At 66.6% G+C, this 12,092-nt stretch carries 12 protein-coding genes; 8 read left to right on the plus strand and 4 right to left on the minus strand.

All coding sequences use genetic code 11. The features are described from left to right. Position 1 precedes the first annotated feature (1 nt). The 4 genes from ubiH (at position 2) to ACKI1H_RS06565 (ending at position 4,064) form a co-directional block, all read left to right on the plus strand. Positions 2-1,186 (plus strand): 2-octaprenyl-6-methoxyphenyl hydroxylase, encoded by a 1,185-nt coding sequence (ubiH, locus tag ACKI1H_RS06550; RefSeq protein WP_440467952.1) that lies wholly within the window; start codon positions 2-4, stop codon positions 1,184-1,186. Between the two features lie 4 nt (positions 1,187-1,190). Then, entirely contained in the window at positions 1,191-1,673 is a 483-nt protein-coding gene (locus tag ACKI1H_RS06555; RefSeq protein ID WP_440467953.1) for a DUF4442 domain-containing protein, read from the plus strand. Between the two features lie 50 nt (positions 1,674-1,723). Continuing rightward, entirely contained in the window at positions 1,724-2,941 is a 1,218-nt protein-coding gene (locus tag ACKI1H_RS06560; RefSeq protein ID WP_138519756.1) for a 2-octaprenyl-3-methyl-6-methoxy-1,4-benzoquinol hydroxylase, read from the plus strand. A gap of 121 nt (positions 2,942-3,062) precedes the next feature. Continuing rightward, positions 3,063-4,064, plus strand: a complete 1,002-nt coding sequence (locus ACKI1H_RS06565) for a Fe(3+) ABC transporter substrate-binding protein (RefSeq protein ID WP_138519755.1) — start codon at positions 3,063-3,065, stop codon at positions 4,062-4,064. 16 nt (positions 4,065-4,080) lie between these two features. Here ACKI1H_RS06565 and ACKI1H_RS06570 read toward each other — a convergent pair whose 3' ends face one another. Then, positions 4,081-4,419, minus strand: a complete 339-nt coding sequence (locus tag ACKI1H_RS06570) for a hypothetical protein (protein ID WP_440467954.1) — start codon at positions 4,417-4,419, stop codon at positions 4,081-4,083. Positions 4,420-4,595: 176 nt separating this feature from the next. Here ACKI1H_RS06570 and ACKI1H_RS06575 point away from each other — a divergent pair, with 176 nt between their 5' ends. The 4 genes from ACKI1H_RS06575 (at position 4,596) to gcvP (ending at position 10,819) form a co-directional block, all read left to right on the plus strand. Further along, the gene (locus ACKI1H_RS06575) at positions 4,596-6,215 is read left to right on the plus strand and encodes an ABC transporter permease (protein ID WP_440467955.1); all 1,620 of its coding nucleotides are present in this window, start codon (positions 4,596-4,598) and stop codon (positions 6,213-6,215) included. A gap of 112 nt (positions 6,216-6,327) precedes the next feature. After that, positions 6,328-7,410 (plus strand): glycine cleavage system aminomethyltransferase GcvT, encoded by a 1,083-nt coding sequence (gcvT, locus tag ACKI1H_RS06580; protein WP_017521398.1) that lies wholly within the window; start codon positions 6,328-6,330, stop codon positions 7,408-7,410. A gap of 67 nt (positions 7,411-7,477) precedes the next feature. Further along, positions 7,478-7,867, plus strand: coding sequence for a glycine cleavage system protein GcvH (gcvH, locus tag ACKI1H_RS06585; protein WP_045213109.1), 390 nt, complete (start codon positions 7,478-7,480; stop codon positions 7,865-7,867). Positions 7,868-7,942: 75 nt separating this feature from the next. Then, positions 7,943-10,819, plus strand: coding sequence for an aminomethyl-transferring glycine dehydrogenase (gene gcvP, locus ACKI1H_RS06590; RefSeq protein ID WP_440467956.1), 2,877 nt, complete (start codon positions 7,943-7,945; stop codon positions 10,817-10,819). Between the two features lie 95 nt (positions 10,820-10,914). Here the strand turns inward: gcvP and ACKI1H_RS06595 are convergent, their stop codons facing one another. From ACKI1H_RS06595 to ACKI1H_RS06605, 3 genes are all read right to left on the minus strand, one after another. After that, positions 10,915-11,136 carry a hypothetical protein gene (locus ACKI1H_RS06595; protein WP_440467957.1) on the minus strand — a complete coding sequence of 74 codons (222 nt, stop codon included), beginning with the start codon at positions 11,134-11,136 and terminating at the stop codon, positions 10,915-10,917. 95 nt (positions 11,137-11,231) lie between these two features. After that, complete coding sequence (locus ACKI1H_RS06600; RefSeq protein ID WP_138519750.1) at positions 11,232-11,558, minus strand: DUF2388 domain-containing protein; 327 nt, start codon at positions 11,556-11,558, stop codon at positions 11,232-11,234. 112 nt (positions 11,559-11,670) lie between these two features. Continuing rightward, positions 11,671-11,988 carry a DUF2388 domain-containing protein gene (locus ACKI1H_RS06605; protein ID WP_440467958.1) on the minus strand — a complete coding sequence of 106 codons (318 nt, stop codon included), beginning with the start codon at positions 11,986-11,988 and terminating at the stop codon, positions 11,671-11,673. Positions 11,989-12,092: the final 104 nt, after the last annotated feature.

Here is a 12,092-nt window from a genome sequence, read left to right on the forward strand (position 1 = left end):
CATGCAACGTACGCAACTGGCCATCATCGGTGGCGGACTCGTCGGCGCGAGCCTTGCGCTGATTCTCCAGGCCGGTGCCCGCGAGCGCGGCTGGCAGATCGTGCTGATCGAGCCCTTCGCCCCCGGCGATGCCTACCAGCCCAGCTATGACGCGCGCTCCTCGGCGCTGTCCTTCGGCAGCCGGCAGATCTACGAACGCCTGGGACTCTGGCAGCAGATTTCCCAGCGCGCCGAGCCCATCACCCAGATCCACGTTTCCGACCGCGGTCGCTTCGGCGCTGCACGCCTGACGGCAGTGGAAGAGGGCGTTCCCGCCCTCGGCTATGTGGTGGAGAACGCCTGGCTTGGCCAGTGCCTGTGGCATGCGCTCGACCTGGACGTGGTGAGCTGGCGCTGCCCGGCCGAAGTGCGCCGGATGGACGCGCTGGGCGACGGCTATCGCCTGACCCTGGACGACGACTCGCAGCTGGACTGCGACCTTGCCGTGCTGGCCGACGGCGGCCGCTCCGGCCTGCGCGAGCAGCTGGGCATCAACGTGCGCTCCTCGTCCTACGGGCAGACCGCGCTGATCGCCAACATCAGCCCGTCCGAAGCGCATCGCGGACAGGCCTTCGAACGCTTCACCGAGAACGGCCCGCTGGCCCTGCTGCCGCTGCCGGAAAACCGCTGCGCGCTGGTCTGGACCCGCAACGGCCGTGATGCCGAGCGCCTGCGCGAGTTGCCTGACGCGACCTTCCTCGCCGAGTTGCAGGAGGCCTTCGGCTACCGCCTGGGCACTTTGTGCCAGGTCGGCGTGCGCTACGGCTACCCGCTGAGTCTGACCGAGGCCGACGAGCAGGTTCGCCCGCACCTGGTCGTGCTGGGCAACGCTGCCCACAGCCTGCATCCGATTGCGGGGCAGGGCTTCAACCTGTCGCTGCGCGATGCCAAGGCCCTGGGTGATCGCCTGTTGCAGGAAGAGGCCGCGCCGGGCGATTTCGCCGTGTTGCAGCGCTACCTGGACGGCCAGCGCCTGGACCAGCAGATGACCGTCGGTTTCTCCGATCGCGTTACCCGCCTGTTCTCCAATGCCCAGCCGTTGCTGGCGACCGGCCGCAACATCGGCCTGCTCGGCCTCGATCTGTTGCCGCCGGCCAAGCGCTGGTTCGCCCGCCAGGCCATGGGCCTGGGCGCCCGACCGGTCTGAGTCGATGGAACCACGCAAGAGCTCCCGCCGCGCCCGTCTGCTGCGTTTCGGTCTGAACCTCTACCCGCCCTACCTCGGCGCCGGGGTGCGGGTGCGCCACATCAGCGCGGACTTTCGCGAAGTCCGCGTGAAGATGGGCCTGAACCTGTTCAACCGCAACTACGTCGGCACCCAGTTCGGCGGCAGCCTGTACAGCATGACCGACCCCTTCTTCATGCTGATGCTGATGGAGAACCTGGGGCGCGAGTACATCGTCTGGGACAAGGCCGCCAACATCGAATTCGTCAGCCCCGGCAAAGGGCCGGTGTACGCCGATTTTCGCATTGACCAGCAACTGCTGGATGACATCCGCGAGCACACTGCCAACGGTGCGAAGTACCTGCCGCGCCTGCACGCCGAAGTGCGTGATGGCGAAGGCACCCTGGTGGCGCGGGTGCAGAAGACCCTGTACGTCCGGCTCAAGCCGCGCGCGCGGCAGGCCGCTTGAATTTCGATGCCCGCGCCCAGGCTGCGCGGGCCGCTGAAGAAGGAACGCACATGCACGCGGATCTGGTTATCGTCGGGGCGGGAATGGTTGGCAGCGCGCTGGCCCTGGCCCTGGAGGGCAGCGGGCTGGATATCCTGCTGCTGGACGGCTCGCCGCTGAGCGTCAAACCGTTCGACCGCGAAGCGCCTTTCGAACCGCGCGTCAGTGCGCTGTCCGAGGCCAGTCGGCGCATCCTCCAGCGCCTGCACGCCTGGGACGGCATCGCCGCACGTCGCGCTGAGCCCTACCGCGAGATGCAAGTGTGGGACGGCTCGGGCACCGGGCAGATCCACTTCAGCGCCGCCAGCGTGCATGCCGAGATGCTCGGCCACATCGTCGAGAACCGCGTGGTGCAGGATGCCCTGCTGGAGCGCCTGCATGACTCCGCCCTCGGCCTGTTGCCCAACGCGCGCCTGGAGCAACTGCGCCATTCCGGCGACGACTGGCTGCTGAGTCTCTCCGATGGTCGCGAGATCCGCACGCCGCTGGTGGTCGCCGCCGACGGCGCCAACTCCGCTGTGCGCCGCCTGGCGGGCTGCGCCACCCGTGAGTGGGATTACCTGCACCACGCCATCGTCACCAGCGTGCGCTGCGAAAAACCGCACCAGGCCACTGCCTGGCAGCGCTTCACTGACGACGGCCCGCTGGCCTTCCTGCCGCTGGCGAAGGAGGGCGACGCGCACTGGTGTTCGATTGTCTGGTCGACTACTCCCGAGCAGGCAGAAAAGCTCATGGCGCTGGACGACGACGGCTTCCGCAAGGCTCTGGGCCTCGCCTTCGAGCATCGCCTGGGCGCCATCGAGCACGCCGACCGCCGCCTGTGCATCCCGTTGCGCCAGCGCCATGCCAAGCGCTATGTGGAGCCGGGTCTGGTACTGATTGGCGACGCCGCGCACACCATCCATCCGTTGGCCGGGCAAGGCGTGAACCTGGGCTTCCTGGATGCCGCGGTGCTTGCCGAGGTGATCGAGCACGCCCACGCCCGAGGCGAGAACATTGCCGAGGAACGTGTGCTGAGCCGCTTCGAACGTCGGCGTATGCCGCACAACCTGGCGATGATGGCGGCGATGGAGGGCTTCCAGCGCCTGTTCCAGGCCGACCCGCTGGCAGTGCGCTGGCTGCGTAACGCCGGGCTGCGGCTGGTGGACAAGCACCATGAGGCCAAGGGCGTGTTCGTGCGCCAGGCGCTGGGGCTGACGGGCGACCTGCCGAACCTGGCGCGAGTCTGAGAAGGGCGGGCTGCGGCCTCGTACCGCACCCTGCCGAAACACCTCGAAACACCTGCGCGCCTCAGCAGCAAATGAGGTTCCTTATCATTTGCGGGATATTTTCCTCGCAAAGGACACGCTCATGCTCGTGCGCAAAGGTCTTCTCGCCACCCTCCTGCTGGCCGCCTTCGGTAGCACTGCCCAGGCCGCCGACGAAGTGGTGGTCTATTCCTCGCGCATCGACGAGCTGATCAAGCCGGTATTCGACGCCTACACCCAGGCCACCGGGGTGAAGATCAAGTTCATCACCGACAAGGAAGCGCCGCTGATGGCGCGGATCAAGGCCGAAGGCGCCAACACCCCGGCCGACCTGCTGCTCACCGTTGACGCCGGCAACCTCTGGCAGGCCGAGAAGATGGGCATCCTGCAGCCCTTCGATTCGCCGACCCTGGATGCCAACATCCCGCCGCAGTACCGCTCCGGCACTGACAGCTGGACCGGCCTGTCGCTGCGCGCGCGGACCATCGCCTATTCGACCCAGCGGGTGAAGCCCGAGGAACTGTCGACCTACGAAGAACTGGCCGATGCGAAGTGGGAAGGCCGCCTGTGCCTGCGCACCGCGAAGAAGGTCTACAACCAGTCGCTGACCGCGACCCTGATCGAGACCCATGGCGCCGAGAAGACCGAGGAAATCCTCAAGGGCTGGGTGAACAACCTGGCGACTGACGTGTTCTCCGACGACAACGCGCTGCTGCAGGCCATTGCCGCTGGCCAGTGCGACGTCGGCATCGTCAACACCTACTACTACGGGCGCATGCACAAGGACAATCCGCAGCTGCCGGTGAAGCTGTTCTGGCCGAACCAGGGCGACCGTGGTGTGCACGTCAACCTGTCGGGCATCGGCCTGACCAAGTACGCGCCGCACCCGGAAGCGGCGAAGAAGCTGGTGGAGTGGATGACCGGGCCGGACGCGCAGTCGCTGTTCGCCGGCATCAACCAAGAGTTCCCGGCCAACCCGAAGGTGGCGCCGTCGCAGGAAGTGGCGGCCTGGGGTGAGTTCAAGGCCGACAGCATCCCGGTTGAAATCGCCGGCAAGCGCCAGGCCGAGGCGATCAAGCTGATGGACCGCGCCGGCTGGAACTGAAGAGCGTGCCCACGCCTTACGGGGTGTCGGCGTCGTCCAGGTGGTCGACTGAGAGCGCCTTGCCGTTCTCCGCCAGCAGGCAGATGAACTGGCCGTCGGACTGGTCGCCGCGGCGCAGCTGGGCGGTCAGGCGCTTGCTGGCATGCTGTCCTCCCACTGCTCCGTCATAGACTTCCTCGTGGATCGACGATGGCTCCACCCACGTCTGCTGCCAGCGCTCCTGCAACTGGGGATTTTCCGCCAGCAGCGTCATCGCCAACTGCAGGCAGGACTCCATGGGGGTAGGCTCGTCGGCCAGAACGGTGCCGCACAGAGTCAGGAGCAGCAGCCCGCAGAGGGTGCGAGGAGTGGACATGGGCTTTTTCCTTGGCAGGTTGAAATGGCAAAGTGGCCGATTCGACCGCTCTACCTTGCGCTTTATCCCTGCTGCGTGAGGATCAGGCGAATTCGATTTCAATGAGAGAAGTTTCCGTCATCTATTCGGCGATATTTCCCACAAGCACCTGCTGATTTCCTGGAAAAACGCAACGCATGCGCACCAACCGCTGGTACCCCATCACTTTCGCTGTCGCCGCGCTGGTCCTGCTGCCCATCAGCGTCCTGCTGCTGAGCTGGGCCGAGATCGACCGCGAGATCTGGTCGCACCTTTGGGAAACCCAGATGGCCCGGCTGTTGGGAAATACCCTGGTGCTAGTGGCTGGCGTGGGTGTTGGCGTGACCGTGCTGGGCGTCAGCCTCGCCTGGCTCACCAGCCTCTGCGAATTCCCCGGCCGGCGTTGGCTGGACTGGGCGCTGATGCTGCCCTTCGCGGTGCCGGCCTATGTGCTGGCGTTCGTCTTCGTCGGCCTGCTGGACTTCTCCGGCCCCGTGCAGACGCTGCTGCGCGAATGGTTCGGCAGCGGCCTGCGGCTGCCCCGCGTGCGCTCTACCGGCGGGGTCATCACGGTGCTGGTGCTGGTCTTCTATCCCTACGTCTACCTGCTCGCGCGTACCGCGTTCCTCGCCCAGGGGCGCGGACTGATGGAGGCGGCGCGGGTGCTCGGGCTGTCGCCACTGGCGGCCTTCTGGCGTGTCGCCCTGCCAATGGCGCGGCCGGCCATCGGCGCCGGGCTGGCGCTGGCAATCATGGAGACCCTGGCGGATTTCGGCACCGTCTCGGTGTTCAACTTCGATACCTTCACCACCGCCGTCTACAAGACCTGGTACGGCTTCTACAGCCTCTCCAGCGCCACCCAGCTGGCCAGCCTGCTGCTGCTGTTCGTGATGCTGGTGCTGCTGGGCGAGCGCTATAGCCGTGGCCGCAGCAGCGTGCCCAATGAACGTCCGCGTGGCGCGGCGCTGTACCGACTGCATGGCTGGAAAGCCTTCGCCGCCAGTGCCTGGTGCCTGCTGGTATTCGCCTGTGCCTTTGTCATCCCGGTGCTGCAACTGCTGGTCTGGGTCTGGCAGAAGGGACGCTTCGATCTCGACGAGCGCTACTGGGGCCTGATCCTGCACAGCCTCTACCTGGGCGGCTTCGCGGCGGTGCTGACGGTTGCCGTGGCGCTGCTGCTGGCCTTTGCCCGACGCGTGTCACCGACGCCGGCGGTACGCTCGGCGGTGGGCATTGCCAATCTCGGCTATGCGCTGCCCGGCTCGGTGCTGGCGGTGGCGATCATGCTGGCCTTCAGCTGGCTGGACAATCACGCGGTGATTCCTCTCTCCAGCGCCCTGGGTGGCGCCGGCAAGCCACTGCTGCTGGGCAGCCTCGGGGCGCTGCTGGTGGCCTACCTGATCCGCTTCATGGCGGTGGCCTACAACCCGCTGGAAGGTGCTCTGGCACGGATTCGCCCGTCGCTTCCGGAAGCCTCCCGCAGCCTGGGGGTCGGCGGCGCCGTCCTGTTCTTCCGCGTCTACCTGCCGCTGCTGCTGCCGGGTGCGCTGAGCGCCGCGCTGCTGGTGTTCGTCGATGTGCTCAAGGAGATGCCGGCGACCTTGCTCATGCGCCCGTTCGGCTGGGACACCCTGGCCGTGCGCGTCTTCGAGATGACCAGCGAGGGCGAGTGGGCGCGCGCCGCACTGCCGGCGCTGACGCTGGTGCTGGTGGGCCTGTTCCCGGTGATTGGCCTGATCCGTCGCTCCGCACGCCAGAGCGGTTCTTCCCGGCCCTGAGAATCGGCCGTCGGACAAGCTGTCCAGAGTCCGGCCATGCGACTACAATGCGCGCGTTTCGTGCGGGCCGTACTCGCGCTCCGCACCCGCCTCGCCCGGAAGGAGAACACCCATGGGACAGCGCACGCCGCTCTATGATTTGCACGTCGCCCTCGGCGCCAAGATCGTCGATTTCGGCGGTTGGGACATGCCGTTGCACTACGGTTCGCAAGTCGAAGAGCACCACCAGGTACGTCGCGATTGCGGCGTGTTCGACGTTTCCCACATGACCGTGGTCGACGTCACCGGTCCGCAGGCCAAGGAATACCTGCAGCGACTCCTGGCCAACGACGTCGAACGACTTCAGGTTCCGGGCAAGGCGCTTTACAGCGGCATGCTCAACGAACGCGGCGGGGTGGTCGACGACCTGATCGTCTACCTCGGCGTGTACGGTTATCGCGTGGTGGTCAACGCCTCCACCCGCGACAAGGACATGGCCTGGATGCAGGCGCATACCGAAGGCTTCGACGTCACCCTGACCGAGCGCGCGGATCTCGCGATGCTGGCCGTGCAGGGCCCGAACGCCCGCGAGAAGACCGCCGAACTGGTCACGCCCTCGCGCGCCGCGCTGATCCGCGAACTCAAGCCTTTCCAGGGCAAGGCCGACGGTGACTGGTTCATCGCCCGCACCGGCTACACCGGCGAGGACGGCCTGGAAATCATGCTGCCGGCCGTCGAGGCGCAAGGTTTCCTCAATGACCTGGTCGGCGCCGGCATCGCCCCGGCGGGCCTGGGTGCGCGCGACACCCTGCGCCTGGAAGCCGGGATGAACCTCTACGGCCAGGACATGGACGAAGACGTCACCCCGCTGGCCGCCAACATGGGCTGGACCATCGCCTGGGAACCCGAAGGTCGCGACTTCATCGGTCGCGCGGCGCTGCAAGCGCAGAAGGCTGCCGGTGATGCACCCAAGCTGGTCGGCCTGGTGCTGGAAGAGCGCGGCGTACTGCGCGCCCACCAGGTGGTCCGCGTTGCCGGTGTCGGCGAAGGCGAGATCACCAGCGGCAGCTTCTCCCCCACGCTCGGCAAGTCCATCGCCCTGGCCCGCGTGCCGGCGGCCACCGGCGATCGCGCCGAAGTGGAAATCCGTGGCAAGTGGTACCCGGTTCGCGTCGTTCAGCCGAATTTCGTGCGTCATGGCAAAGCCCTGATCTAAATTGCATGATCTAACTTAGAAGAGGGCGGTACCGCCGCCCGTCGCCCAGTCCCCGAGGAACAACAAGATGAGCAATATCCCCGCCGACCTGCGTTACGCCGCCAGCCACGAGTGGGCGCGCCTGGAAGCCGACGGTACCGTGACCGTGGGCATCTCCGACCATGCCCAGGAAGCCCTGGGCGACGTGGTCTTCGTCGAACTGCCGGAAGTGGGCAAGACCCTCGCGGCCGGTCAGGAAGCCGGTGTGGTCGAGTCGGTGAAGGCCGCCTCGGACATCTACGCCCCGGTGGGCGGTGAAGTCATTGCCGTCAACGACGTGCTGGCCGACACCCCCGAAGAAGTGAACAACGACCCGTACGGTTCCTGGTTCTTCAAGCTCAAGCCGAGCAACCCGGCCGAGCTGGACAAGCTCCTCGACGCCGCTGGCTACCGCGCTGCCAGCGACGCCGACGCGTAAGACACTGCTGTACACACAGGCCTCGATTCGTCGGGGCCTGTTCTTTTAGGGAACGACCCTTTCGAGACCGTGGCCATGTCGAACACCCCTTCGCTTTCCCAGTTGCACCAGCCTGATGCCTTCCTCGCCCGTCACCTGGGCCCCGATGCCGCCGAGCAGCAAGCCATGCTCGAGACCCTGGGCATCGCCAACCGTGACGAACTGATCGTGCAGACCGTGCCGCCGGCGATCCGCCTGAACCGCGCGCTGGACCTGCCGGTCGCCCTCGACGAGCAGGGAGCGCTGGCCAAGCTGAAGGGGTATGCGCAGAAGAACGAGCTGTGGACCAGCCTGATCGGCACCGGCTACTACGGCACCCTGACCCCGGCCGTCATCCTGCGCAACGTACTGGAGAACCCGGGCTGGTACACCGCCTACACCCCGTACCAGCCGGAAATCGCCCAGGGCCGTCTCGAATCCCTGCTGAACTTCCAGCAGATGACCATCGATCTCACCGGCCTCGACCTCGCCAGCGCCTCGCTGCTGGATGAAGCCACCGCCGCCGCCGAGGCCATGGCCCTGGCCAAGCGCGTCGCCAAGGCGAAGAGCAACCTGTTCTTCGTCGACGCCCATTGCCACCCGCAGACCATTTCCGTGGTGCAGACCCGCGCCGAAGCCTTCGGTTTCGATGTGGTAGTCGACGAAGTGGACAACCTCGGCCAGCACACGGTGTTCGGCGCATTGCTGCAGTACCCGGATACCCGTGGCGAAATCCGCGACCTGCGCTCGGTGATCGACGCGCTGCACGCCCAGCAGGCCATCGCCTGCGTGGCCAGCGACCTGCTCGCGTTGCTGCTGCTCACCCCGCCGGGCGAGCTGGGTGCCGACGTGGTACTGGGCAGCGCCCAGCGTTTTGGCGTGCCCATGGGCTACGGCGGCCCGCACGCGGCTTTCTTCGCCTGCCGTGACGACTACAAGCGCGCCATGCCGGGCCGCATCATCGGCGTGTCCAAGGACGCCCGTGGCAATACCGCGCTGCGCATGGCGCTGCAGACCCGTGAGCAGCACATCCGTCGCGAGAAGGCCAACTCCAACGTCTGCACCTCGCAGGTGTTGCTGGCCAACATCGCCAGCCTGTACGCCGTCTACCATGGCCCGCAGGGCCTCAAACGCATTGCCCAGCGCGTGCACCGCCTGACTTCCGTCCTGGCCGCCGGCCTCGCCGCCAAGGGCCTGAAGCCGGTCAACCAGCATTTCTTCGACACCCTGACTCTGGACGTCGGCGCACAGCAGCAGACCATCGTCGAGCGCGCCCGCGCCGCCCGCGTGAACCTACGCATCGTCGGTGAGGACCGCCTGGGCGTGAGCCTGGACGAAACCACCAGTGCCGAGACCCTCGCCAGCCTGTTCGACATCCTGCTGGGTGCCGGCCACGGCCTGGATGTGGCGCAGCTCGACGCCGGCCAGGTCGCCGACGGCATTCCCGCTGCCCTGCAACGCAGCAGCGACTACCTGACCCACCCGGTCTTCAATCGCCATCACAGCGAAACCGAGATGCTGCGCTACCTGCGCCAGCTCGAAGGCAAGGACCTGGCGCTGAACCAGTCGATGATCCCGCTGGGCTCCTGCACCATGAAGCTCAACGCCACCAGCGAGATGATCCCGATCACCTGGCCGGAATTCGCCACCCTGCACCCCTTCGTGCCGCGCGAGCAGGCCGAGGGCTACCGCCTGATGATCGAGGAGCTGGAAAGCTGGCTCTGCGCGATCACCGGTTTCGACGCCATCTGCATGCAGCCCAACTCCGGCGCCCAGGGTGAATACGCCGGCCTGCTGGCGATCCGCAAGTACCACGAGAGCCGTGGCGACGCGCACCGCAACATCTGCCTGATCCCGTCCTCGGCCCATGGTACGAACCCGGCCTCGGCGATCATGGCGAGCATGCGCGTGGTCATCGTCGAGTGCGACAAGGGTGGCAACGTGGACATGGAGGACCTCAAGCGCAAGGCCGAGGAAGCCGGCGCGCAACTGTCCTGCCTGATGATCACCTACCCGTCGACCCACGGCGTTTACGAGGAAGGCATCCGCGAGATCTGCGAGGTCATCCACAGCCACGGTGGCCAGGTCTACATGGATGGCGCCAACCTCAACGCGCAGGTCGGCCTCGCGCGTCCGGCGGACATCGGCGCCGACGTGTCGCACATGAACCTGCACAAGACCTTCTGCATTCCCCACGGCGGTGGCGGCCCGGGCATGGGCCCGATTGGCGTGAAGAAGCACCTCGCGCCCTTCGTCGCCAACCACCCGGTGATCCGCATCGAAGGCCCGAACCCGCTCAACGGCGCAGTGAGCGCCGCGCCCTGGGGCAGCGCCAGCATCCTGCCGATCAGCTGGATGTACATCGCCATGATGGGCCCGCAGCTGGCGGACGCCACCGAGGTGGCGATCCTCAATGCCAACTACCTGGCCCAGCAGCTCGATGGCGCCTTCCCGGTGCTCTACCGTGGCCGCAACGAGCGCGTTGCCCACGAATGCATCCTCGACCTGCGCCCGCTCAAGGCGCAGACCGGGATCAGCGAGGAAGACGTGGCCAAGCGCCTGATGGACTACGGCTTCCACGCGCCGACCATGTCCTTCCCGGTGCCCGGCACGCTGATGGTGGAGCCCACCGAGAGCGAGTCCAAGCACGAGCTGGACCGCTTCATCGAGGCCATGCTGTCGATCCGTGCGGAGATCGCCAAGGTCGAGACCGGCGAGTGGCCGGCCGAGGACAACCCGCTCAAGCGTGCGCCGCACACGCTGGCGGACGTCACCGGGCTGTGGGACCGTCCGTATCAGATCGCCGAAGCGGTCACTCCGACCGAGCACACCCGTGCCTTCAAGTATTGGCCGGCGGTGAACCGCGTGGACAACGTCTACGGCGACCGCAACCTGTTCTGCGCCTGCGTGCCGGTGGATGATTACCGCGAGTAAGCGGTGCGCTGAACTGAAAAAGCCGCCCGAAGGCGGCTTTTTCGTTTTTCGTAGGTTCGCTCCGGCGTGGGAGCGAACTGGTCGGGCAGAGGGCCTCAGGGCTTGAGCTGCAAGCGGCCGATCAGGCGGATCAGCAGGACGAACAGGACGATCATCAGCACGTTGCTGAGCATGCCGATCAGGTTGTACAGGGCCGATGGCAGCAGTGAGTAGATTTCCAGGCCAACCACGCTGAGGAGGCGGCTGAGCAGCCAGAAACCTTCACTGGCGATCAGCAGGATCAGGGTGATCTTCAGCGGTTGGATGGGATCGTTCATGGGACACTCCTTGTCGTAGGCGGAGTGTCAGTAGAACACAGCCCGTACCGCCTGGCGTGGCCCGCGGCGAGCGCCATGGGCCACGCCGCTGGGTGTCACTGGGCGGATGCGTCATCGGGGCGGGTCAGGATGGCGTTGGCCAGCTCCATGTCGCTGCGGTCCTGCAGGGTCGCGTCGTCGCTGCGCAGGCGGGTGAGTGCGGCTTCCAGGTAGGGGCCGCGGATCGCGCCGTCACTGGCGACGAAGGCGCTGGCATCGTCCTGGGCGGCAACGATCAGCTTGTCGTGCTTGAAGGTCAGGTAGGTCGACGCGGTGGTGGCGCCGGACGAGATGACGTCGCGCCAGAAGTCGCCGTCGGCCATGGCCGACGCAACGGGCAGGGCGATCAGGGCAAAGGCTGTGGCCAGTTTCGCGGTACGCATCGGTTACACCTCCGGAAGGTCCGTGTACAGGTGAGAGGCGCGGCGGCTGGCGGGAGTTCCAACTTTCCTGCGACGGTCTGCGCGAGCGGTCGCTCGCGCAGATCGCTTTCGATCATCGCTGGGTAGCGAGGATCGCCGAGGCCAGCTCGGCATCGCTGGCTTGCGCCAGGGCCGGGTCGGCGCTGCGCATCTGCTGCAGCGTGGCTTCCAGGTAGGGGCCACGGATGGCGCCGTCGGTGGCGATGAAGCTGGCGGCGTCGTCCTGGGCCGGACCGATCAGCTTGTGGTCGTCACGGCTGGTCAGGTAGCTCGAGGCGGTGGTCGCGCCGGAGGTCAGGACGCCGCGCCAGAAGTCGCGATCTTCGGCCATGGCACAGGTGAGGGGGAGCAGAGTGAGGGCTACGACAGCAGGGACAAAACGGCGACGCATGATGGTTCCTTGAGTGATTGCGCGCCACTCAGAGCATCGGAATATTCCGCGGTTCCCTCCTGTCGTCGGAAATCTCTGGCGTCTGAGTCTCCTGCCTTCTGAGT

Origin of the sequence: Pseudomonas sp. YH-1 (assembly GCF_051990045.1) — a bacterium.
Taxonomy (GTDB): Bacteria; Pseudomonadota; Gammaproteobacteria; order Pseudomonadales; family Pseudomonadaceae; genus Pseudomonas; species Pseudomonas nicosulfuronedens.

Coding starts and splice junctions, on each gene's coding strand:
- ACKI1H_RS06600 (WP_138519750.1), bottom strand. CDS start 11,558: ATGCGTACCGCGAAACTGGCCACAGCCTTTGCCCTGATCGCCCTGCCC.
- gcvH (WP_045213109.1), top strand. CDS start 7,478: ATGAGCAATATCCCCGCCGACCTGCGTTACGCCGCCAGCCACGAGTGG.
- ACKI1H_RS06595 (WP_440467957.1), bottom strand. CDS start 11,136: ATGAACGATCCCATCCAACCGCTGAAGATCACCCTGATCCTGCTGATC.
- ACKI1H_RS06555 (WP_440467953.1), top strand. CDS start 1,191: ATGGAACCACGCAAGAGCTCCCGCCGCGCCCGTCTGCTGCGTTTCGGT.
- ACKI1H_RS06605 (WP_440467958.1), bottom strand. CDS start 11,988: ATGCGTCGCCGTTTTGTCCCTGCTGTCGTAGCCCTCACTCTGCTCCCC.
- gcvT (WP_017521398.1), top strand. CDS start 6,328: ATGGGACAGCGCACGCCGCTCTATGATTTGCACGTCGCCCTCGGCGCC.
- ACKI1H_RS06570 (WP_440467954.1), bottom strand. CDS start 4,419: ATGTCCACTCCTCGCACCCTCTGCGGGCTGCTGCTCCTGACTCTGTGC.
- gcvP (WP_440467956.1), top strand. CDS start 7,943: ATGTCGAACACCCCTTCGCTTTCCCAGTTGCACCAGCCTGATGCCTTC.
- ubiH (WP_440467952.1), top strand. CDS start 2: ATGCAACGTACGCAACTGGCCATCATCGGTGGCGGACTCGTCGGCGCG.
- ACKI1H_RS06575 (WP_440467955.1), top strand. CDS start 4,596: ATGCGCACCAACCGCTGGTACCCCATCACTTTCGCTGTCGCCGCGCTG.
- ACKI1H_RS06565 (WP_138519755.1), top strand. CDS start 3,063: ATGCTCGTGCGCAAAGGTCTTCTCGCCACCCTCCTGCTGGCCGCCTTC.
- ACKI1H_RS06560 (WP_138519756.1), top strand. CDS start 1,724: ATGCACGCGGATCTGGTTATCGTCGGGGCGGGAATGGTTGGCAGCGCG.